Here is a 19962-nt window from a genome sequence, read left to right on the forward strand (position 1 = left end):
TCGTGACGGGCTCCGGGCCTAAACTAAAAAACGAGTTACAAAAAATGTCGCGTCCACTTGCAGCTTTGCTTTTGCTGCTTTGCACCATGTTTTGGGGTTTTGCCTTTGTGGCGCAGAAGTCGGCCATGGGGACGATGGGGCCGCTGAGTTTTGCCGGGGTGCGCTATATTCTCGGTGGGCTATTGGTGCTGCCGTTGGCGCTGGGAGAGTGGAAGCGGCGGAAGGTGACGTTGACGCGGAACAACTGGCTGCTGATCGGCGTGCTGTGCTTTGCGTTTTTCATGGGCTCGTGCCTGCAGCAGGCGGGGCTGGCCTCGACGACGGCGACCAATGCCGGGTTTCTGACCGGGCTTTATGTGTTCTTCGTGCCGCTGATCGGCCTGGTGTTTCTGCGGGTGCGGCCGCATCCGATTGTTTATGTCGGGGTGCCGATGGCGCTTGTGGGGATTTATTTCCTCAATGGCGGTGGGATTTCGGCCTTCAACCAGGGCGACTGGCTGATCGTGCTCAGTGCCGTGTTCTGGGCGATGCATGTGCTCTCGCTGGGGCATATCGCCAAGGAGACGGGGCTGCCGATCTTCGTTTCGGCGATCAGTTTCCTCGTGGCGGGTGTCGTGGCGCTGGCCATTGCCGTGCCGACCGAGGCGCCGACGCTGGCGCAGATTTCGGGTGTGTGGGTGCAGCTCGCCTATGCTGCGGTGCTGTCGACGGCTGTGGGATTTACGCTGCAGGCGGTGGGGCAGCAATATGTGCCGCCGGCCAATGCGGCGATCATTCTTTCGGCGGAAAGTCTGTTTGCCGCGCTGGGTGGGGCAGTGGTGCTCGGCGATCGATTGCCGGCTGTGGGCTATGCCGGGGCGGCGCTGCTGTTTGCAGCAATTGTTCTGGTAGAAGCCGTGCCGGCGCTGTTGGCGCGCCGGCAATTGCCCGAGGTCCTGGCCACCAACTAGGCTCCGCCCTGACCTAAATCCCTACACACCCTTAGTTACTGGCTAACGCGATACATCTCGTAGCTCTTGCAGACCACGAGGACTGCGCAACCCTGAAGGGTCATGTGGTCTTCGCTGTGCTGGGTGATGGTGCCAGACATGTTGAAGCCGAAGAGTTTGAGATTGCCCTTCCAGGCATTGCTGCCGGACGGGCGCAGGCGGTTGGCCATGGGCTTGTTGAGATAGGGCTTATACTGCTCGTTGTAGTCGACGTCGCTGAGCCAGACGAGCTGGCCGCAGAGCTGGTTGCCGTCGCCGCAGAGTTCGAACTTGAAGCGAGTGTCCTTGCTATCCAATTCCCAAACGCCATTGGGTGAGGCAAGGGCCGGGGTGGCGACGAAGGCGGCGAGGGCGAGTGGCAAAAGGGCAGACAAGCGGGGCATGATGTTCTCCGGCAACTGAGGCAGAGTTTGCGGGCGCAGAGGTGAATGGCGGCTGAACGGTTCGCAACACCGAAAGCGGTTCATCGGGATGTCACGCAGAAGGCCTACGGTGAACATGCTCCGGAGGCATCCCATGCATCGCCGGATGCGCCGCCCGCCTTCCCATAGCCCGGCGGGCGTTCCCCCGAGGTCTTCGACCTCACCGCATCGTTGCTTTGGCCGCCTTCGGGCGGCCCTTTTTTGTGGACCATTGGGAATAGTCCTCGCGCCGGCCTGCAGGCTGCGCCAAAAAGGGCTCGAACGCGCCTCGGCGGATTGCCAGAGTGGTTCGCAGCTTTTTGGGGCGGACGATGGCCAAACTCTATTTTTCCTATGCCGCGATGAATGCCGGCAAATCCACCTTGCTGCTGCAGGCTGCCTACAATTATCGCGAGCGCGGCATGCGGCCGCTGCTTTTTACCTCGGCGCTTTATGTCGAGGACGGGGTCGGGCTGATTTCGTCGCGCATCGGCATCAGCGAGCCGGCCGAACTCTATTCGGCGGGAGACGATCTCTACCAATCGATCAAGGACCTCCACGAAGAGTCGAAGGTCGATTGCGTTTTCGTCGATGAGTCGCAGTTTCTCGAGCGCGACCAGGTCTGGCAATTGGCGCGCGTTGCCGACCGGTTACGCATTCCGGTGATGTGTTTTGGGCTGCGGACCGATTTCCAGGGCAAACTCTTTCCCGGCTCGATGGAGCTGCTTGCCGTCGCCGACGTGATGCGGGAAATCCGCACCATCTGCACATGCGGCGCCAAGGCGACTATGGTCGTGCGGCAAAGCATGGATGGACGGGTGCTGACCGATGGCGATCAGGTATCGATCGAAAAATCGGTCTATCTCTCGCTCTGCCGCAAGCATTGGGAAGAAGCCGTGGGACGCTGGCCGGTGAAAGGACCGCGATGATGGATGACGCAATGAACGAACCGCTGGGCCAATTGACCATTCGCACTATGGCGATGCCGGCCGACACCAATGCGGCAGGCGATATTTTCGGCGGCTGGGTGATGAGCCAGATGGACATCGCTGGCGCTATTGCGGCGGTCGAGCGGGTCAAGGGGCGCGTCGTGACCGTGGCGGTCGAGGCGATGACCTTCATCGCGCCCGTGAAGGTCGGCGACGTGCTCTGCGTCTATACGAGCATAGAGCGGATCGGGAATACGTCGATCACCATAGCGCTCGAAGCCTGGGTGCGGCGCAACAGGCTCGACGACCGCAAGAAGGTGACCGAGGGTCGGTTTGTTTATGTGTCGCTCGACGACAATGGGCAAAAGCGTCCGATCCCGCCCGCCTGAATTCTGCATTCAGCCTCCGTTCAGCCACGCCGCGCCAAAAAGGCAGCACGACATCGCCTTGCTCGTGGGGAGCCACACCATGAAAGCCATTCTTCTCGCTGCCGCTGCTGCACTCGGTCTTTTTGCCAGCGTTTCCAGCGCTCAGGCCGAACCTGCCTTCGCGACCACGACAGTGGAAGTCTATAGCGGGCCCGGTTGGCAGTATGGTGCGACGGGCTACTATATGAATCGCGGCCTGACGGTGGATGCCAATTGCTTTGGACGCGGCTGGTGCCAGGTCAATGGCAATGGGCCAAGCGGGCCATTCATCGGCTGGGTGGAAGAGGGCGCCTTGGCTTTTGGAGGCTATCAGCCGCAGCCGCCACGCCCACAGCCTGTTCCGCAACCGCCCCGGCCACAGCCAGTGCCGCCGCCGGACTATGAAGATGCCGGCGCGTGCTTTTACGCACAGCGCAATTTCCGCGGCGACTCGTTCTGCGTCGATGTGGGCGAGGAATATCCGCGCCTGCCGCGCGGCTGGGATCAGCGTATCCGCTCGGTCGAAGTTTTCGGCGATGCGGAGGTCGATCTATGCACTGACAGCGACCTTTATGGACGCTGCGTGACGCTGCGCTCGGATTCCTCGCGATTGCCCTCTGGGCTCGACCGTCGCGTCCGCTCGCTAGAGGTTTACTAGCATTCGGATTCCGATTTCGGCTCCGGAACTCTTTTTCAGGCCACTCCGTTTCTAGCTCATAACAATTCCGCACCGGGGCACTGCGTCACCCGGGACGCGGCACACAGGGACTACTCACCATGAACCGCCACACCCGCAAAATGCTGCTCAATGTGACCACTGCCGTTGCAGTGGGTGCAACAGCACTTGTCGTTTTCCTGCCTGCCGCGCAGGCTGCCCCAGGTACCGTGACGAGCAATGTCAATGTGCGGTCCGGTCCCGGCACCAATTACGCCGTGGTCGACACCGTGCGCCGCGGCCAGGCTGTTGACGTGCAACAGTGCCAGGGCTCCTGGTGCTATATCGCCAAGCCGGGTCCGGATGGCTGGATTTCCGCCAGCTATCTCAGCGCTGATGGCGGCGCCGTGAACCCACAGCAGCCGGGCATTTCTTTCGGCTTCAACCTTGGCCCCAACGGCCCGAACGTCAATATCGGTGTCGGCAACCAGCAGCCGCCGCGTCCTCCGGTGACCCCGCCCGTCGTGCAGCCGCCGCGCCCGCAGCCGGTCAGCGATGACGTCTGCTTCTACGATGGCTCGCGCTATCGCGGCCCAAGCTTCTGCCTCGCACCGGGCGACAACATCCGTGACCTGCGTGAATGGACCGACCGTATCTCCTCGATCCAGAACGAAGGCGGTTACTCGGTTCAGGTCTGCTCGGAGCCGAACTATCGCAATTGCCGGACCTATACGACGAGCGCATCGAGCCTGAACGACTATGACGATTACGTCGCTTCGATCCGCATCCGCTAAATGAACCAACGGCGCCCTAAACACAGGGCGCCGTTTTTCTATTGGGAATTGGCTGGGCACAGGCGAATAGGCTAGTGTCCGGCCAAACAGTATTGGTGGACAGAATCGATGAAGCGACTGCTTGGGTTAGGACTGGCTGTGTTGATGGGTCTGGCGAGCTTTACGCCTGCCTCCGCTTTTTCCGATACCGGATCGCATGGCTGGGCGCTGGTCGACCTTTCCCTCTCCAAGGGTCCTGGCGCGGCGTATGGCCCAGCCGGCAGCATTGCTGAAAATACCGCTATCCGCGTGCTGCGCTGCCAGGTGAACTGGTGCCTCGTCGATAGCGGCCCGGAGCGCGGCTGGACGAGCCGTCAGGCTGTCGGCTTCGGCAAGACGCCGGAAGGCCCGTTGTTTTCAATTCAGCCCAATTACCCTGCTGGTGGGCCAGGCAGCGTCTGCTTCTATGAGGGGCGGAATTTTTCGGGCGCATCGCTGTGTGCGGGGCCGGGGCAGGTCTTCACCGATCTCAAGCTCTATGGCCATGATAACCGGTTCAGCTCGGTCGAGATCACCGGTGACGTGTCGGTTGCGGCCTGCCGGGATCGTGGCTTTCAGTCCTATTGCGAGCGGATCATCGAGAGCCAGCCGGTCATGGACCAATATCTCGTGCGCAATCTCTCCTCGATTCGCGTCTATTGACGCGACCGTCTGCGCAAAAAAAAGGCCGGCTGAGCCGGCCTGAGGACTTTGGAGAAAAGCCGCGCAGAGGGCAACTCGCGGCAGGCACTGATCAGCGTTGTTTGGGCGCTGACCAATTGGTGACGCGCCGACGGGGCGGCACGGAAGCAGGAATGCGGTTGCGCCAGACATAACGGCTGACTTCGAACATCATGGTCAAAACCAGAATGGTCAGCGGGACCATGAAGACGGCAACCTGCGCATCGGGTTGAGCCGCAAGATCGGCCGCCAAGGCGGGCGTAACACCGGCGAGGAGGGCGCCGGAGAGGCCGAGGGCAACAGCAAAACCTGATGCGATTGCGACCTTGATCTTGAGGCTCTTACGACCGCGAGACGGAGTAGTTTGCATGGGATAGGCGTCTCATCAGTGAAGATGCGGAAGCTAACCACGCAAATGGGGTTCGAGTGTGACGGATCGCCATGATGGCTTGACCATTTTCTGTCCGAAATGCGGCAGCGATTTCTCGTACGGTGGGCAGTTGCCGGACGCGGCGGCTTTGCTTATTCATGCCGGCATTGACCGGAGGCAGACATGGCTTTTCTTTCCGACGCACTGGGACGCGTCGCCACATCGGCGACTATGGCGATTACCCAGAAAGCCCGCGTGTTGGCGCAGGAAGGGCGGGACATTATTGCGCTTTCCGCTGGAGAGCCGGATTTCGACACGCCAGTGCATGTGCGCGACGCGGCCAAGAAGGCCATGGACGAGGGCAAGACGCGCTACACCAATGTCGACGGCATTATCGAACTGAAGGAAGCAGTGGCGCGCAAGTTCAAGCGCGACAATGGGCTCGATGTGACCGCGGCGGATTGCTTCGTATCCTCGGGCGGCAAGCAGATCATTTTCAACGCGCTGATGGCGACGCTTAATCCAGGTGATGAAGTCGTCATTCCCGTGCCCTATTGGGTGAGCTATCCCGAGATCGTGCGGCTCTGCGGGGCGGAGCCGGTGTTTGCCATGGCTGATGCTTCAACGGGGTTCAAGCTGTCGCCGGAAGCGCTGGAGGCGGCGATCACGCCGCAGACCAAGTGGCTGCTGCTTAATACGCCGTCGAACCCGACGGGCGCCGCTTATTCGGCAGCGGAATTGCGCAGGTTGGCGGATGTGCTCTTGCGGCATCCGCAGCTGCATATTCTCACCGACGATATCTATGAAGTGCTGGTTTACGATGGCGGCAGCTTTGCGACGCTGGCTCAGGTGGAGCCTAAGCTGCAGGAGCGGACGCTGACGATGAATGGCGTGTCGAAGTCGCATGCCATGACGGGCTGGCGCATCGGCTATTGTACGGGGCCACGGCCGCTGTTGGCGGCGATGACGAAGCTGCAGGGGCAGTCGACGTCGAACCCGACCTCGATTTCGCAATGGGCAGCGGTGGCGGCGCTCGACGGGCAGCAGGATTTTTTGGCGGATTGGCGCCGGGTGTTCCAGGAGCGTCGCGACCTGGTGGTCAAGGGGCTCAATGCCAATACCGGGCTCGACTGCCTGACGCCCGAGGGCGCATTCTACGTGTTCCCGTCGTGCAAGCGGCTGTTGGGGAAGACTACGGTCGGTGGGGCCAAGCTTGAGACTGACGAGGATTTCGTCATGGCGCTGCTCGAGGAAACCGGGGTGGCGCTGGTGCATGGCACGGCGTTTGGCCTGCCGGGGCATTTCCGACTGAGCTATGCGGCGAGCAATGCGGAACTGGAAGAGGCGATCAAGCGCATCCAGCAGTTCTGCGCGGGAATTTCCTGAGCGTGGCGGTTGCCGTAACGCTGCTGTTCGATCCGGTTGCCACCGCCTCGGTGCGGGAAATCTGGCATCGGATGGCGGAACTGGGGATCAGTTCGAGCATGCTCGATCTGCACTACCCGCCGCATCTGACGCTGATCGTGGTCGAGGATGAGGGGCTGGCGGGGCAGCTTGATAGGGCGTTGCCGGATCTGGCGCAAGATGCGCGGCTCAATCTCACGCTGGGGCCGCCGGGGCGGTTTATCGACACCGATGTCGTGTGGCTTGGCGTCGAGGGGGCGGGGCTGCGGGAGCTACAGGCCAAGGCCGCGTCGCTGGTGGGGGATGCTGCCATTGCGCCGCACTATCGGCCTCACGCCTGGGTGCCGCATGCGACCTTGCAGACGGCGGGGCATGCGGATGCGGCGCTTGAGCTGGCGCATACGATGTGGCCGACACAACAGGCTGCCGAGGTGCGCACGATCGAGCTTGTGGGTTTCAGCCCAATCGTGACGCTCAAACGTCTCGGGGTTTAGCCGAGGAGACCCGCGAGGCTGAAGCCTGGCGTGGACTTGCTGGCACTGCCGCTGCTGGCGCCCAACTGGTTGAACATTTCCATGAGCTTGTTGGATGAAGAATAGTTGGCGACTGCAGCCTCATAAAGCTTGTCGGACCAGCCGGCGGCCTGGCGTTCCTCGGCGCTGAGCGAGGAGAATGCCGAGATGACATTCTGGCTGAAAGCGGTGGGGTCAGAGGATTTGGACGCAGATTTGAGGCCGGCCATGAGCACGGCGCTCGATTTCGTGCGCAGTTCGGACTTTGCGGCCGCAACTTCCTGGGACGAGAACTGGCCTTCCTTGTCGAGGACGATGGACGAGAGCGTGCGGCTCGATAGATCGGACAAATCGATAAAGGCGCCGGTGCCGTTGGGCTTGAAGGTCGGGATTTTGCCTGCGGCGGTGGCGTCGGCATAGCGCTTGTCGATGGTGGTGCGGGCGTTGGTCGCAAGGCTCGCCATGGACTGGTCGAGCGCGCCGCGGGTTTCGAGCAACTTGATATAGGTTGCGACGGGATCATTCCCGCCAGCTTCAGGCAAGGTCTTGGAATCGGTCTGGAGCTGCTTGAGGCCTTCGGTAACCGCAGCGCGTGAGGCCTGCCAATCGGCACTGGCCTTCTCCTCGGGACCGAGAGCGTCGAGGAAGGTCGCCGCGGCATTGTAGAGGCCTGTGTAATTGCCGGTGACCTTGGCAATGGACAGCGGGCCGGCGAGGGCCGCTTCCATGCGACGCTGCATTTCGAGCTTGGCGGCTTCGTTCTGGTCGGCTGCAAAACTCTTGTCGCTCGCCATCGCATAAAGCTCGCGAGAATCAAGGCTCGACATATCCAGCGCCAATTCGCCGTTTTGGAGCGGCGATTTACGGCCGGCGGCTTCGAGCAATTCGGTCAGCTTGGTGCGCGCATCGGCGAGGACTGCGGCGAAGGAGCGCTCGGAGAGGGCTGCTTTTGCCGCGTCTGACAGCGTGATGGAGGTGGCAGAGGATGATGTGGCGGTTGCCGTGGTCGTCGTCTGTGTTTTGGCGCTGGCGGTTGCCGTCGTTGCGGCGGAGGCGCTGCCCGACGATGTCGCGGTCGAATAGGCGGTGTAATAGGAATTGGTGATGGCGACCATGGCAGCGTTCTCCTTGCTACCAATGGTTAAGCAAACCTTGTGCCGTTTAATTTACGTTTGAAATCAACGATGTAGAAATAGACGAATTGGCCAGACGGCATGTTTTGCCGGGTGCGCTGAGCAAATTGTATCGAGGGAGGGGAGAAATAAAGAGGCCCCACCCGAGGGGATGGGTGGGGCCAGGGGTCTTCGGCAGAGCCGCTGACCTTGGAGGGGTGGTACACCACGTACACCACCTTCAAGACCGACTATCTGACTTTGTCGGTTTGACGACAAACGCTCAATAAGAAGAGCTGCCATGCAGAATCGCTACAGCAAAAAAAGGGGCTCCAACCGAAGTTGGAGCCCGATGATAGGGCCGAAGCCAAATCGCAAGTGTTGGCCCGATGCAAGGGAGGAGGATTTGCACCAAACCGGTGGGCCATAACCGAGGGAGGAGGATACGGTTACAACCCGGTGTCGGGCGTCGCGGGTCCTTGGGAGGAGGATAAGGAGCGGCGTCGCATCGACAAGACCGAATATAGATTTTGACCGTTTGGTCAGCAATACGGGTTCCAACATGTCAGCTATGCAATAGGCACAGCGACATTCTGTCCAAAATTTGAGCAGCTTGTATGGAAGGGGTGTGACGGAGGCGATGGAAGAGGTGGGGTCGGGCGAAGGCCGCTAGCTCCTTGAGCGGGTGTTTCCGCCTCCGGCGCACTCCGCCCACCGTGCTTCCCTTGGGCTTGACCCGAGGGGCACTCCGCTAGGCACTGATGTTCGTGGCTTCCGCGTGGGCCCTCGGGTCAAGCCCGAGGGAAGTTCGGTGGGTGGAAGAGTTGAGTGCCGGAAGGGACAAAGGGGAGTTGGCCCCGGACTGTACGGAGAGTGTTCGTGCTGGGTGACATCTCAGTATGGGCCCGGCTTTCGCCGGGGTGACAATTGAGTTCGAGATGGGAACGGTAGGAGGAGGCTAGCGCCAGCGAGGTGGCTGGCATGTCTAAATGCATTTGGGCAAAAAAAGAGGCTCCAACCGAAGTTGGAGCCTGATGACTGGGCCGAAGCCAAATCGAAAGTGGGGCAGAGGCAAGGGAGGAGGATATGCCATCTGCCGTGAGCCTTGGGTCTAGGGAGGAGGAAAAGACCCTTAGCTCGGTGTCGCGATACGGGGTCCGAGGGAGGAGGAGTTCGGAGCGCGTCTCAGCGACACGACCTATATGTACTCTACTGACTTAGTCGGCAATACGGCGACTGACATGTCAGCCATGCATTTTTGCAAGGCTGCTGAAAAAATTGCAAACGCGTGCATCCGGCAAAAGCCACAAGCGCCACGTTATGAAATCAGAAGGGGGAAAAGAAAAAGGCTTCGCCCGAGGGGAGAGCGAAGCCTTAGAGGGTCGGGCCGAAGCCCGAAGGAGGGAACGCAGCGCGTTGCAAGGGAGGAGGAGAAACATCCGCGCTGTGATGTGCTCGATATATGAGCGCCTTGCCCATTCGCCAACCAGGGTACTGACATGTCAGGCATGCGATATGCGCATGTCACGCCGAATTTCTCATTTGAATCAACGGCAAAGCCTCAATCTGCGGCGTGCTGACGCAGCCTATTTTATGGGCTGATCGGCGAAGGACGCTGCCAACGAAGTGCGCAGCGTGTCGCCGGTGTCGTATTCGATATCGTCCAGAACCCAGCCCTTGTCGGTCTTTATGAGATTAAGACGGTCGGAATAGTTGGCGGAGGAATCGCTGGTAAAGCTGTAGCTGATCTCGACCTTTGCAGTATCTGCATTGCTCTCGATTGCACCCACATCGCAGCCATCGGCATAGTCCTGCCAACTCCGCCACGGGAGGCCATCGCCGAGGGGCGGTTTTTCGTCGGGCGCGGCTGCTTGCAGTGCATCGCTCTTGGCCCAGGCGTCGACGACGATGACGGACAAGGTCGGAGACAGTGCGTCTTCGATCGGCGACATATCGCCATCAAGACTCGCGCGGCAAAAAGCCTCGCCGAAGTCAGCGGGCGTGGGAGATGTTGCCATGGCTGCTCCAGTGGTCAGCAACAGGCCCATGGCGGTGAGAACAAGACGCAGCATGATTGAACTCCGCTTGGCGTGGCGGCGCCAAACCTAGCGCATTTGCTCGAAGGCGGCGATGGCGGCGTGCAACTCGCCAAGGTGCGGAATGCGGGCGTAGCGCGCTTCATCTGCCGGCTCTTTGGCGTGTTCATAGGACCAGGTCAGGTCATGCGGAACGTAGACGGCGAAAGCGCCAGCTTCGAGAGCGGGAAGAATATCGGAGCGGAGCGAATTGCCGACCATGACGGTGTGTTCGGGGCCATCGGTGTGGGAATCGAAAATGCGCGCATAGGTCTTCGCATCCTTGTTGGCGACGATTTCGATGGCGGAGAAAAAGTCAGCGAGGCCAGAGGCGGCGAGCTTACGCTCCTGATCGAAGAGATCGCCCTTGGTCACAAGGATCAGGCGGTAGTTCTGCTGCAGATCGGCCAAGGCGGCATCGACATAGGGCAGGGTTTCGATGGGGTAGGTCAGGAGTTCGCGTCCGGCGGCGAGGAGCTCGGCGATCACCGTAGCGGGGACGCGGTGTTCGGTGATTTCAAGCGCGGTCTCGATCATCGAGAGCGTAAAGCCCTTCATGCCGAAGCCATAGAACTGCAGGTTTTTGGCGCTCGAGGCGAGGAGGCGCTCACTGAGATTAGGCGCGTCGGTATAATCCTTGAGAAGATCGATGAAGCGCTGTTCGGTGAGGCGGATGAACTGCTCGTTTTGCCAGAGCGTGTCGTCGGCATCGAGGGCGATCGTGGTGATGCGGGGTGGGTTCATTTCGCGTCTGGAAAGCCTTCGAGGCGGTCGGTCCGCGAGCCGGGCCGAGGGCTGAAGGTCAGGTTATGAACAATGCCGAGAATGGCGCTCTCGTCGATGGGGCCGAAGAAGCGGCTATCGACGGCATTGTCTCGGTTATCGCTGAGGACGAAGTACTGACCTTCGCCGACATTTTGCGCTTGCGTGTTGTCGAAATGGGCGTCGGTCGCAGTGCTGATGATGACGTGGCTGGAACCTTCGGGGAGCGCTTCGCGATAAAAGGCGCATTTCTTCGCGGGAGGGCTGAGATCTGGGCAGCCGGCTTCGATGGGCGTGGCGAGTTGGGTCTGCGCTAAGGGTGTCCGGTCAAGAAAGACAATACCGCCGATGACGGTGACCGTGTCGCCGGGAACGCCGATGATGCGGCTGACATGGACTTCGGTGCCCATGGAGAAGACGATGATATCGCCGCGTTGCTTATCGGCCGCGTAGGGGATGGCAAGGAAGGTGTCGCCTTCGCCGAGGGTGGGCATCATCGAGGACGAGGGGACGGTATAGAAGGGCGCGGCGAGGGCCGGGGTCGCGAGGGTGCAGAGGGCGATCGTCAGGGCAAGACTGTGGCGCATTGCTGGGTCACCAATTTAGCGCGACGTGGTCGGGATCCGTTTTCCGAGATGAGCTCGCGGCGGGGGCCCGAGGTTCACTTGCGTCTCTCGGGATGGGCCCCGGCCTTCGCCGGGGTGACGGTCAAGGGGGTAAAGTGCCTGTGTCATAACCGCGGATCCAGTAGCCATCATGCCCTTTTGATCTCAAATCGCTCCATAGGGGCGAATTGCCGCTTGGGAGGATTAGAAGCTCCACTCTCTCGCCTTCGAGACCAAAAAATCGCGGAAGACGCCGACGCGCTTGGAGTTTTTGAGGGCGGGTGGGTAGACGAAATAGGCTTCGTAGGCCGGGAGTTCGACTTCCGGGAGGACCTGGACGAGGCCATCTTCCTTTTCGGTCACATAGGCCGGGAGCATGGCGAGGCCGATGCCGGCGCGGCAGGCCTGCATCATGCCGTAGATGGCATTGACCTTGAGCGAGGCACGACGCGGGCTCGATTCCGAACGGCCCATGCGCTCGAGGAAGTTGATGTCGCCGAGATAGGACGGGACGGGCTCGCCGAAGCTGATGATGCGGTGATTGTCGAGATCGTCGAGCGAGCGCGGCATGCCGTGTTCGTCGATATAGGAATTGCTGGCGTAGAAGTAGTTGTGGACCGTGAACAGCTTGCGCTGGATCATTTCCGACTGATTGGGGCGGTGGAGGCGGATGGCCACGTCGGCCTCGCGCATGGCGAGATCGAGTTCGGAATCGTTGAGGCGAATTTCGAGCTGGATCAGCGGATAGAGTTTCAAAAACTCATCGAGCCGCGAGGAGAGCCAGGTGGAGCCGATGCCGACTGTCGTGGTGACGATCAGGGGGCCGGTGGGCTCGTCCTGGCTTTCGGACATCTGCGTTTCCACCTGCTGCAGTTCCCAATGCATGCGGTGGGCTGTGCGGAAGAGCTGCTCGCCGACTTCGGTGAGCACCAGGCCGCGCGCGTGACGAATGAAGAGTTTGAGGCCGAGATCGTCCTCGAGCGCTGAAATCTGCCGGCTAACGGCCGACTGGCTCATGCCAAGCTTTTCAGCGGCATGGGTGAAACTGCCCGACTCGGCGGCCGTGTGGAAAATCCGAAGCTTGTCCCAATCGAGCATTTTCATGACGCTTTCTCGTTAACGGTCAGCCGGTGAGCTGCAGCAGACCCGGCTTAGCCAAAAGTCGGGCATTCATTATGACGGTCGTGTCTTTTTCACAGAACATACTGACGCAGCCTACTCAGCCGCTTCGGCAAGTTCGTGTTCGGCAAGGAAGCGTTCCGCGTCGAGCGCGGCCATGCAGCCCATGCCGGCGGCAGTGACGGCCTGACGATAGACATCGTCTGTCACGTCGCCGGCGGCAAAGACGCCCGGAATGTTGGTTTCGGTGCTGCCGGGTTTGACCTGCAGGTAGCCGCCCGGCTTCATGTCGAGCTTGCCGGCAAAGATGGCGGTGGCAGGCGCGTGACCGATGGCGACGAAGACACCGTCGATGGGCTGCTCATAGACGCGGCCGGTGGCGTTGTCCTTGAGGGTGACCGCATTGACCGATGGCGGCATGGGCGTGCCGTTGACCTCGGCGATCTCGTGGTGCCAGCGCACCTCGATCTTGGGGTTCTTGAAGAGGCGTTCCTGAAGGATGCGTTCGGCGCGGAATTCGCCGCGGCGATGCACCATGATCACCTTCTCGGCGAAATTGGTGAGGAAGAGGGCTTCTTCGACAGCCGTGTTGCCGCCGCCGACAACGAGCACCTGCTTGCCACGATAGAAGAAGCCATCGCAGGTGGCGCAGGCAGAGACGCCAAAGCCCTGGAACTTCTGCTCGGACGGCAGGCCCAGCCACTTGGCCTGGGCGCCGGTGGAGATGATGATGCTGTCGGCGGTGTAGGTATCGCCGCTATCGCCGGTGAGGACGAAGGGGCGGCGGTCGAAATCGACATGGGTGATGATGTCGTTGACCATCTTGGTGCCGACATGCTCGGCTTGTGCCTTCATCTGGTCCATGAGCCAGGGGCCCTGGATGACGTCGGCGAAGCCGGGATAGTTTTCGACATCGGTGGTGATGGTGAGCTGGCCGCCCGGTTGAAGGCCCTGAATCATCACCGGCTCGAGCATGGCGCGCGCAGCGTAAATCGCGGCGGTATAGCCGGCAGGACCGGAGCCAATGATGATGACTTTCGCGTGCATCGCGACGCCTCTCAAATAAAAAAGGAAAACTCCCTCAGGGCCTAATTAAGAGCCGATGAGGTTCGGTTTCAAGGCACTATGACGACGGGCCCCGTTCGGGGCCCGTGAAAGTGCTGGAAAGACACAGTATATTGGGCCTCAGCCCGCAAAAACCGCGTCAGACGTACTTGATCTTGACGATCTCATAGCTGCGCGAGCCGCCCGGCGCCGCAACCTCGAACGAATCGCCCTCGGATTTGCCGATCATTGCGCGGGCGATGGGCGAGGAAATGGAGATGCGGCCGCCAGAAGCATCGGCTTCAGGGTCACCCACGACCTGATAGGTCTTTTCCTCTTCGGTATCCTCATCGACATAGGTCACGGTCGCGCCGAACTTGACGGACGAGCCCGAAAGCTTGCTGACATCGATGATGTCGGCGAGCGCGAGGAGCGTTTCGAGCTCCTTGATGCGGCCCTCGTTGAGGCTCTGCTGTTCCTTGGCCGCCGAATATTCGGCGTTTTCAGAAAGGTCCCCGTGAGCGCGGGCTTCAGCGATGGCGTCGATGATGCGACGGCGCTCGTTGCTGGTGCGGTGCTCGAACTCTGCAGTCAGGGCCTTGTGTCCCTGGACGGTCATCGGGACCTTATCCATATCGTCTCGCCTCCAATGGGCTTCAGGCAAATGAATCCGGCGCGCCCTGACGATTCCATATGGAAACGCCACCGCGCGCCTTGATCAGGTTGTAGGTTGGGTCCGACCAGTGCGATCGCGACCCTGCATGATGTCTCCCGCCAAACGCCGTTCGGCCAAAGCTTCACGATAAGTTTTGAGGGAGATGAGGCCAACTTGCCCGCGCGACGCGTTGCGGTCAAGCCAGTGTGTGTAGTGAGATATTCGCTTTATGCCACTGTTCAAGGGCACATTCCGCAAAACACCAGAAAGGCTATGCCTCATGCGACATTCCCTGCCAGTTCTGCCGCTTGTTACCCTCTCCCTGATGCTTTCGGTCGCATCGAACGCACAGGCACAGACTGTGGACAGTAGCGCCGGATCGCTCACTGCGACGGTGGTGGCCGATGGCTTGGAGCATCCATGGGGATTGGCCTTCCTGCCTGATAGGCGGTTTCTCGTGACCGAGCGAAGCGGGCAGTTGCTGGTCCTCGACGATGCCGGTGGGCGGATCACCGTCGATGGAGTGCCCGAAGTCGTGGCGCGCGGGCAGGGCGGCTTGCTGGATGTCGTTCTGGCGCCGGACTTCGAGACGAGTGGCCGGCTGTTCATGACCTTCTCAGAGCCTGCAGAATCAGCGGGTTTGCAGCGGGGAACGGGGACGGCTGTGTTAGCGGCGAATCTTGTCTTGGAGGATGGCGCAGCGCGGTTGGGGGATCAGTCAGTGATCTTCCGCATGAACAACTTTGACAATTCGACACGGCATTTCGGTTCGCGTATCGCCATCGGGCAGGACCGCAACCTCTTCGTTACGCTTGGCGACCGCGGAACGATGGACCGGGCGCAGGATGCTGAGGATCTCGCGGGTGGCGTGGTGAGGATCGCACCCGATGGGTCGGTGCCAGCGGACAATCCGAAACCAGAAGGGTGGGCGCCAGAATTCTGGAGCATCGGACATCGTAATCCGCAGGGCGCGACGATCAGGCCATCGGACGGTGCACTCTTTACCGTGGAGCACGGGGCGCGCGGCGGGGATGAGGTCAACAGGCCCACGGCGGGCGACAATTTCGGCTGGCCGATCATCACCTATGGTGTCGACTATTCGGGCCTGTCCATCGGCGAGGGAACCGAGAAGGAGGGGCTGGAGCAGCCGATCCACTATTGGGATCCATCCATTTCCCCGTCGGGCCTCGACTTCTATGAAGGCACGCTTTTGGCTGATTGGGAGGGTGACTTGCTACTCGGCGGCTTAAGCGGGCAGGTATTGGTGCGGCTCGATATGGATGGCGATGCCGTGGTGGGCGAAGAGCGGCTGTTCGAAGGACAACTCGGGCGCATCCGTGATGTGCGTGTGGCCGGAGATGGCGCGATTTATCTGCTGACCGACGCTGAAAACGGCAGGCTGATCCGCGTGGCGCCCGACGGGCAATAGGCTTCCATCAACCCAAAACAAAAGCGCGCCCGCATGCGGACGCGCTCCATCGATTGGACGAACCTTGGCTTAGCTGGCCACTAGATTGTCGGCGGCAGACTTGCCCGTCCGCTTGTCCTTGACGATTTCGTAGGTGATCTTCTGGCCTTCATCCAGGCCATTCAGGCCTGAACGCTGGACGGCGGAAATGTGGACGAAAACGTCCGCTCCACCTTCATCCGGCTGGATGAAGCCAAACCCTTTTTGGCCATTAAACCACTTAACGGTGCCCGTTGCCATGATGCGCGTTCCCTCGTGCAGTCGCTGCAATATGACCCCAATCGATGCACCCGACCGGGATCTAGACGATATCGAATGTTCGGAAAGTGACGTCAGCATTAGCGAATGGCATTCGCGTCGTTAAATCAGTCGGCCGCAATATTCGATCCGTTCACCCTAGCGTGAAACAAACCTTGCGACAATATGTGGTTTTTCCAACAAGTATGGCCCAGCAGAATTGAATTTCTGCCAGGCTGCAATCGATATCAATGCCGCAACGCTCCGGTTTCAGCGGAGCAATCCAGGACGTCAGGGAGGCTGGCGCGCCTGGAGAGGTTGAGGAGGGCTCCCCAAACTGGGCGTGTTGTAGCCTAGAGCCGTGCCGATAGAAAGCCTCGACGCACGCAATCACGACGATGTTGCGCGCATTTATCTTGCCAAGACCCGGCTTTTCCGGCACACCCCGCGCGCCGCGCAAGGTTGGCGGTTTTCTCGAAAGTTCCTCGTCTTGACCAAGGCGTTTTACTCCTCCGGCGATGTCATTGCCGACCGACGGGCGGACTATGCCCGCATGCTGGCCGAAGGTGGCGACTACGCCGCAGCGGCCGAACTGATGGGGCAGGCGCTGGAACTGGCGCCGGAATGGGCAGCCGGCTGGGACCTGCTCGGGACCTATAGCGAGAAGACCGGCGATGTTTCGGGCGCGATTTCTGCCTGGCGTCGGCTCGAAGCGCTCGATGACGAAGGTGTGTTCGGCGCGCGGCTGAAGCTCGCGGCTCATGACGCAGGTGCGGCTGGTGAGGGCACGGCGACGAGCTATGTCGAAGCGCTGTTCGACCAATATGCGCCGCAGTTCGAAGATGCGCTGGTCGGCAAGCTGGGCTACCGGGTGCCGGAAATTCTCGACGCTATGGTGGTCGAGGAAATGGGGCGTCTGGGGATCGCCCGTTTTGCCAAGGCGGTGGACCTTGGCTGCGGCACGGGCCTGATGGGCGAGCGGCTGCGGCAGAAGGTCGATTTCCTCGAAGGCGTCGACATTTCTGCAGCGATGATTGCCGAAACTGCGCGCAAGGGGATCTATGACAGCCTGCAGAAGGCAGAGCTGGTGGCCGCGCTGAATACGCGGCGCGCCGAGGCTGACCTGATGACGGCGGCAGATGTCTTCATCTATTGCGGCGCGCTGCAGCCGGTGTTGTCGGCCTTGGTGCCGGCGCTGAAGCCCGGCGGGCTCGTCGCTTTTTCGCTCGAGGCGCATGATGGGGAGGAAGCGCTCTTCCTCCGCCCAAGCCTTCGCTATGCCCATGGCGTTGCCGCGACGCGCGATGCGCTGGTGGTGGCGGGACTCGATATCCTTCGCTTTGAGACCGCGGTCTTGCGGATGGACCGGGGAGCGCCGATTACGGGCATCCTGGTCGTAGCGCAGAAGCCGATGATCGAACTGACCGCCGCCAATGACGGCGAAGCCGGCGACCACGTCGCCGCCTAGCCAAATCTCTCTCGCCTTGGCACAAGGGGAGCGTCCGACTGGAGGCTCCCATGAATAGCATTCGCCACGATTTTCGTTCCGACACAGTGACAAGGCCAAGCCAGGGCATGCGCGCCGCCATGGCTGCGGCCGAAGTAGGCGACGACGTTTTTGGCGATGATCCGACAGTCAATCTGCTCGAACAGAAAATGGCGGGTCTCTTGAACAAGGAGGCCGCTATTTTCGTGCCTTCGGGGACGATGTCCAATCTTCTCGCCCTGATGAGCCATTGCGGGCGTGGCGAGGAGTTTATCGCTGGGCAGAATGCCCATCTCTACAAATATGAGGCGGGCGGCGCGGCTGTGCTGGGCTCGATCCAGCCGCAGCCGATTGCGCACCGGGCCGACGGCACGATGAACCCCAGGGAAATCGAGGCAGCGATCAAGGCGCCGGGCGATAGCCACTTCGCGGTCACGCGCGTTATCGCACTAGAAAACACCTTCGGCGGCCGTGTGCTTACCGTCGACTATATGGACGAGGTCGCCGGCATTGCGCGTAAGCATGGGTTGGGGCTGCATCTCGATGGCGCGCGGGCGTTCAATGCCGTGACGCAGTTGGGCTTGGGGATCGCCGAGTTTTCGGCGCCGTTCGATACGGTTTCCATCTGCCTTTCCAAAGGGTTGGGGGCGCCGGTTGGATCGGTCCTCGTTGGGCGCAAAGATCTGATCGACACGGCACGGCGGCACCGGAAAATGCTGGGCGGGGGTATGCGGCAGGCAGGGATGCTGGCGGCGGCGGGGCTCTATGCGATCGAGAACAATGTGGTGCGCTTGGCCGAAGACCATCGCCGGGCAAAGCGGCTGGCCGAGGGGCTGGCAGGGCATAAGGCGCTGAAGTTGACGATGCCGGATACCAATATTCTCTGGGTGGAGGCGGAGCCCGAATTGGGCGATCGGCTTAGCCATTATCTTGGCGAGAATGGCGTCGGCATTACGGGGCGCTATGGACAGCAGCGTTGGGTGACGCATCTCGATGTCACCGATGAAGATATCGATGGCGCTTTGGCGCTGGTGGATCGGTTTTTCGCCTGATGGCAAACGGGTTTGGCGGCAACCAGTGGGTGCGGTCTGCCATTAGGGGAGCACGGAGGAGCTGCCCATGCTCAGGTCTGTTCTTGGCTATATCGGCGCGATCAAATGGTCGGTGCTGGCCTTCTTGCTGTTTTTGATCGGCGGTTTTGCAAGCCTCGGCATGCTGGGCATGGCGCTTTATGGCGTCGCGTTTCCGGTAGTCTCGATGTTTTATCCGCCGCTTGATGACTGGAACGGGCCCTGGGTCTGGCCGGTGCTGATCGCGGTGGGGCTGATCTGGCCGTTTGGCTTTCTTTTGGCGGGTCCCGTTGGCTATGCGCTCAAGCAGCGGGGCGTCGGGGATTGGCCGCGGCGACTGACCTATCTTCTCATTTTATGGATTGGCGCCGTCGTGAGCTGGCTGATCGTGCTCGCCACCAGTTTTCCAGGCTAGCCTTGGTTTTGCCGTGCGGGTCCTCAAAGCTGAGCGAAAGATAGGGAGTAGCAAAATGATGTTTCGTGCGACGACGATCATTGTAGCGGCTGGTCTGTTGGCCGGGCCAGCCTTGGCACAGGACCAGGTTGTGATCGACTATAATGACGGCAATGCTCTCGATATTGCCGATACGGCGCAATGGAGCCCGATTGCCAAAAAGATTGGGGGCGGTGTCGAGGTGCTTGGTGAGGTGAAGGGGGCTTTCACCAAGGCCGGGGCGGACGAGATCGGTTATCTCGTGAGCAATGGATCGCCGGCTGCGACTGATCCCTTCCCGAAGCTCGATCAGCGTCTCGTCGTGTTTGCTGGCGACGAACAGGTGGCCGATTGGGCATTGCCCGAGGATGCGGCGTTCTCGCGGCCCGTGGTGGCCGTTGATCTCGACGGGGACGGGATCGATGAGCTCGTGGGCGAGGGGAGCTTTTACAATATGGGGACGATGGCGATCGGGCTCAGTGCGGTCAAGCTCGGCGACGCGCCCGAGGTGATCCAGACGCTGCCCGATGTCTATATCGATAGTTGCGATGCCAGTGTGGGGCAGCGGAGCATTGAGGCCAGCGTCGTCAGCGTTGTCAATGGGAAGCTGACGTCGCAGACGACGACGGAAGATTGTCCGGCGAATTAACGCGGCGTCCGAGGTTGGACCCCCGCCTAGCTTTGCTAAGCCCATTCGGGCCTAGCGTCGCTACCTCCCCCAGGTAGGGGGAGGCAC

Annotated in this window: 23 protein-coding genes; 13 read left to right on the forward strand and 10 right to left on the reverse strand. The window is 60.8% G+C overall.

Going from position 1 to position 19962, the window contains the following annotated elements; all coding sequences use genetic code 11:
- Nucleotides 1-44: 44 nt before the first annotated feature.
- Complete coding sequence (locus ASE94_RS19155) at nucleotides 45-950, forward strand: DMT family transporter (protein ID WP_082461325.1); 906 nt, start codon at nucleotides 45-47, stop codon at nucleotides 948-950.
- 35 nt (nucleotides 951-985) lie between these two features.
- Here ASE94_RS19155 and ASE94_RS19160 read toward each other — a convergent pair whose 3' ends face one another.
- On the reverse strand, nucleotides 986-1372 hold the full coding sequence (locus tag ASE94_RS19160; RefSeq protein ID WP_061910629.1) for a DUF2147 domain-containing protein: 387 nt from the start codon (nucleotides 1370-1372) through the stop codon (nucleotides 986-988).
- 350 nt (nucleotides 1373-1722) lie between these two features.
- On the opposite strand from ASE94_RS19160, the gene ASE94_RS19165 reads away from it, so the two are divergent.
- From ASE94_RS19165 to ASE94_RS19185, 5 genes are all read left to right on the forward strand, one after another.
- Nucleotides 1723-2319, forward strand: coding sequence for a thymidine kinase (locus tag ASE94_RS19165; RefSeq protein WP_062631659.1), 597 nt, complete (start codon nucleotides 1723-1725; stop codon nucleotides 2317-2319).
- A gap of 11 nt (nucleotides 2320-2330) precedes the next feature.
- On the forward strand, nucleotides 2331-2708 hold the full coding sequence (locus ASE94_RS19170) for an acyl-CoA thioesterase (protein WP_244484205.1): 378 nt from the start codon (nucleotides 2331-2333) through the stop codon (nucleotides 2706-2708).
- Nucleotides 2709-2787: 79 nt separating this feature from the next.
- A complete protein-coding gene (locus ASE94_RS19175) occupies nucleotides 2788-3384 on the forward strand; it encodes a peptidase inhibitor family I36 protein (protein WP_156352228.1) in 597 nt (198 codons plus the stop codon).
- A gap of 119 nt (nucleotides 3385-3503) precedes the next feature.
- Nucleotides 3504-4175: an SH3 domain-containing protein gene (locus ASE94_RS19180; protein WP_061910634.1), complete on the forward strand. Its 672-nt coding sequence runs from the start codon at nucleotides 3504-3506 to the stop codon at nucleotides 4173-4175.
- 108 nt (nucleotides 4176-4283) lie between these two features.
- A complete protein-coding gene (locus ASE94_RS19185; protein ID WP_156352229.1) occupies nucleotides 4284-4856 on the forward strand; it encodes a peptidase inhibitor family I36 protein in 573 nt (190 codons plus the stop codon).
- Nucleotides 4857-4947: 91 nt separating this feature from the next.
- Here the strand turns inward: ASE94_RS19185 and ASE94_RS19190 are convergent, their stop codons facing one another.
- A complete protein-coding gene (locus ASE94_RS19190) occupies nucleotides 4948-5244 on the reverse strand; it encodes a hypothetical protein (protein WP_062631663.1) in 297 nt (98 codons plus the stop codon).
- Between the two features lie 183 nt (nucleotides 5245-5427).
- Between ASE94_RS19190 and ASE94_RS19195 the strand changes: the two genes are divergently transcribed.
- Complete coding sequence (locus tag ASE94_RS19195; RefSeq protein WP_062631664.1) at nucleotides 5428-6630, forward strand: pyridoxal phosphate-dependent aminotransferase; 1203 nt, start codon at nucleotides 5428-5430, stop codon at nucleotides 6628-6630.
- 2 nt (nucleotides 6631-6632) lie between these two features.
- On the forward strand, nucleotides 6633-7142 hold the full coding sequence (locus ASE94_RS19200; RefSeq protein ID WP_062631665.1) for a 2'-5' RNA ligase family protein: 510 nt from the start codon (nucleotides 6633-6635) through the stop codon (nucleotides 7140-7142).
- Here ASE94_RS19200 and ASE94_RS19205 read toward each other — a convergent pair.
- From ASE94_RS19205 to greA, 7 genes are all read right to left on the reverse strand, one after another.
- Nucleotides 7139-8275, reverse strand: a complete 1137-nt coding sequence (locus tag ASE94_RS19205) for a hypothetical protein (protein WP_062631666.1) — start codon at nucleotides 8273-8275, stop codon at nucleotides 7139-7141. The two genes, ASE94_RS19200 and ASE94_RS19205, sit on opposite strands and share 4 nt — an antisense overlap.
- A gap of 1583 nt (nucleotides 8276-9858) precedes the next feature.
- Complete coding sequence (locus ASE94_RS19210; protein ID WP_062631667.1) at nucleotides 9859-10344, reverse strand: hypothetical protein; 486 nt, start codon at nucleotides 10342-10344, stop codon at nucleotides 9859-9861.
- A 33-nt stretch (nucleotides 10345-10377) separates the two neighbouring features.
- Nucleotides 10378-11091: an HAD family hydrolase gene (locus ASE94_RS19215; RefSeq protein ID WP_062631668.1), complete on the reverse strand. Its 714-nt coding sequence runs from the start codon at nucleotides 11089-11091 to the stop codon at nucleotides 10378-10380.
- Nucleotides 11088-11696: a signal peptidase I gene (gene lepB / locus ASE94_RS19220; protein WP_062631669.1), complete on the reverse strand. Its 609-nt coding sequence runs from the start codon at nucleotides 11694-11696 to the stop codon at nucleotides 11088-11090. The genes ASE94_RS19215 and lepB overlap by 4 nt, the downstream gene beginning before the upstream one ends.
- A 222-nt stretch (nucleotides 11697-11918) precedes the next feature.
- Nucleotides 11919-12818: a LysR family transcriptional regulator gene (locus tag ASE94_RS19225; RefSeq protein WP_061910653.1), complete on the reverse strand. Its 900-nt coding sequence runs from the start codon at nucleotides 12816-12818 to the stop codon at nucleotides 11919-11921.
- A 111-nt stretch (nucleotides 12819-12929) separates the two neighbouring features.
- On the reverse strand, nucleotides 12930-13880 hold the full coding sequence (trxB, locus tag ASE94_RS19230; RefSeq protein ID WP_062631670.1) for a thioredoxin-disulfide reductase: 951 nt from the start codon (nucleotides 13878-13880) through the stop codon (nucleotides 12930-12932).
- Nucleotides 13881-14037: 157 nt separating this feature from the next.
- Nucleotides 14038-14511: a transcription elongation factor GreA gene (gene greA / locus ASE94_RS19235; RefSeq protein WP_062631671.1), complete on the reverse strand. Its 474-nt coding sequence runs from the start codon at nucleotides 14509-14511 to the stop codon at nucleotides 14038-14040.
- A 301-nt stretch (nucleotides 14512-14812) separates the two neighbouring features.
- On the opposite strand from greA, the gene ASE94_RS19240 reads away from it, so the two are divergent.
- Nucleotides 14813-15961: a PQQ-dependent sugar dehydrogenase gene (locus tag ASE94_RS19240; protein WP_062631672.1), complete on the forward strand. Its 1149-nt coding sequence runs from the start codon at nucleotides 14813-14815 to the stop codon at nucleotides 15959-15961.
- A gap of 69 nt (nucleotides 15962-16030) precedes the next feature.
- Here the strand turns inward: ASE94_RS19240 and ASE94_RS19245 are convergent, their stop codons facing one another.
- Nucleotides 16031-16240: a cold-shock protein gene (locus ASE94_RS19245; protein WP_061910660.1), complete on the reverse strand. Its 210-nt coding sequence runs from the start codon at nucleotides 16238-16240 to the stop codon at nucleotides 16031-16033.
- 487 nt (nucleotides 16241-16727) lie between these two features.
- Here ASE94_RS19245 and ASE94_RS19250 point away from each other — a divergent pair, with 487 nt between their 5' ends.
- The 4 genes from ASE94_RS19250 (at nucleotide 16728) to ASE94_RS19265 (ending at nucleotide 19875) form a co-directional block, all read left to right on the forward strand.
- Entirely contained in the window at nucleotides 16728-17705 is a 978-nt protein-coding gene (locus ASE94_RS19250; protein WP_062631834.1) for a methyltransferase, read from the forward strand.
- A 50-nt stretch (nucleotides 17706-17755) separates the two neighbouring features.
- Nucleotides 17756-18775: a low-specificity L-threonine aldolase gene (ltaE, locus tag ASE94_RS19255; RefSeq protein ID WP_062631673.1), complete on the forward strand. Its 1020-nt coding sequence runs from the start codon at nucleotides 17756-17758 to the stop codon at nucleotides 18773-18775.
- Between the two features lie 67 nt (nucleotides 18776-18842).
- Nucleotides 18843-19208, forward strand: a complete 366-nt coding sequence (locus ASE94_RS19260) for a hypothetical protein (protein ID WP_062631674.1) — start codon at nucleotides 18843-18845, stop codon at nucleotides 19206-19208.
- A 55-nt stretch (nucleotides 19209-19263) separates the two neighbouring features.
- On the forward strand, nucleotides 19264-19875 hold the full coding sequence (locus ASE94_RS19265; protein WP_062631675.1) for a hypothetical protein: 612 nt from the start codon (nucleotides 19264-19266) through the stop codon (nucleotides 19873-19875).
- The last annotated feature ends 87 nt before the right edge of the window (nucleotides 19876-19962 follow it).

Source organism: Devosia sp. Leaf64 (genome assembly GCF_001421945.1).
Lineage (GTDB): Bacteria > Pseudomonadota > Alphaproteobacteria > Rhizobiales > Devosiaceae > Devosia.

What these genes read in the sequence shown, in the direction of transcription:
- ASE94_RS19155 (WP_082461325.1), top strand. Translation starts at nt 45, where the DNA reads ATGTCGCGTCCACTTGCAGCTTTGCTTTTGCTGCTTTGCACCATGTTT.
- ASE94_RS19160 (WP_061910629.1), bottom strand. Translation starts at nt 1,372, where the DNA reads ATGCCCCGCTTGTCTGCCCTTTTGCCACTCGCCCTCGCCGCCTTCGTC.
- ASE94_RS19165 (WP_062631659.1), top strand. Translation starts at nt 1,723, where the DNA reads ATGGCCAAACTCTATTTTTCCTATGCCGCGATGAATGCCGGCAAATCC.
- ASE94_RS19170 (WP_244484205.1), top strand. Translation starts at nt 2,331, where the DNA reads ATGAACGAACCGCTGGGCCAATTGACCATTCGCACTATGGCGATGCCG.
- ASE94_RS19175 (WP_156352228.1), top strand. Translation starts at nt 2,788, where the DNA reads ATGAAAGCCATTCTTCTCGCTGCCGCTGCTGCACTCGGTCTTTTTGCC.
- ASE94_RS19180 (WP_061910634.1), top strand. Translation starts at nt 3,504, where the DNA reads ATGAACCGCCACACCCGCAAAATGCTGCTCAATGTGACCACTGCCGTT.
- ASE94_RS19185 (WP_156352229.1), top strand. Translation starts at nt 4,284, where the DNA reads ATGAAGCGACTGCTTGGGTTAGGACTGGCTGTGTTGATGGGTCTGGCG.
- ASE94_RS19190 (WP_062631663.1), bottom strand. Translation starts at nt 5,244, where the DNA reads ATGCAAACTACTCCGTCTCGCGGTCGTAAGAGCCTCAAGATCAAGGTC.
- ASE94_RS19195 (WP_062631664.1), top strand. Translation starts at nt 5,428, where the DNA reads ATGGCTTTTCTTTCCGACGCACTGGGACGCGTCGCCACATCGGCGACT.
- ASE94_RS19205 (WP_062631666.1), bottom strand. Translation starts at nt 8,275, where the DNA reads ATGGTCGCCATCACCAATTCCTATTACACCGCCTATTCGACCGCGACA.
- ASE94_RS19210 (WP_062631667.1), bottom strand. Translation starts at nt 10,344, where the DNA reads ATGCTGCGTCTTGTTCTCACCGCCATGGGCCTGTTGCTGACCACTGGA.
- ASE94_RS19215 (WP_062631668.1), bottom strand. Translation starts at nt 11,091, where the DNA reads ATGAACCCACCCCGCATCACCACGATCGCCCTCGATGCCGACGACACG.
- lepB (WP_062631669.1), bottom strand. Translation starts at nt 11,696, where the DNA reads ATGCGCCACAGTCTTGCCCTGACGATCGCCCTCTGCACCCTCGCGACC.
- ASE94_RS19225 (WP_061910653.1), bottom strand. Translation starts at nt 12,818, where the DNA reads ATGAAAATGCTCGATTGGGACAAGCTTCGGATTTTCCACACGGCCGCC.
- trxB (WP_062631670.1), bottom strand. Translation starts at nt 13,880, where the DNA reads ATGCACGCGAAAGTCATCATCATTGGCTCCGGTCCTGCCGGCTATACC.
- greA (WP_062631671.1), bottom strand. Translation starts at nt 14,511, where the DNA reads ATGGATAAGGTCCCGATGACCGTCCAGGGACACAAGGCCCTGACTGCA.
- ASE94_RS19240 (WP_062631672.1), top strand. Translation starts at nt 14,813, where the DNA reads ATGCGACATTCCCTGCCAGTTCTGCCGCTTGTTACCCTCTCCCTGATG.
- ASE94_RS19245 (WP_061910660.1), bottom strand. Translation starts at nt 16,240, where the DNA reads ATGGCAACGGGCACCGTTAAGTGGTTTAATGGCCAAAAAGGGTTTGGC.
- ltaE (WP_062631673.1), top strand. Translation starts at nt 17,756, where the DNA reads ATGAATAGCATTCGCCACGATTTTCGTTCCGACACAGTGACAAGGCCA.
- ASE94_RS19260 (WP_062631674.1), top strand. Translation starts at nt 18,843, where the DNA reads ATGCTCAGGTCTGTTCTTGGCTATATCGGCGCGATCAAATGGTCGGTG.
- ASE94_RS19265 (WP_062631675.1), top strand. Translation starts at nt 19,264, where the DNA reads ATGATGTTTCGTGCGACGACGATCATTGTAGCGGCTGGTCTGTTGGCC.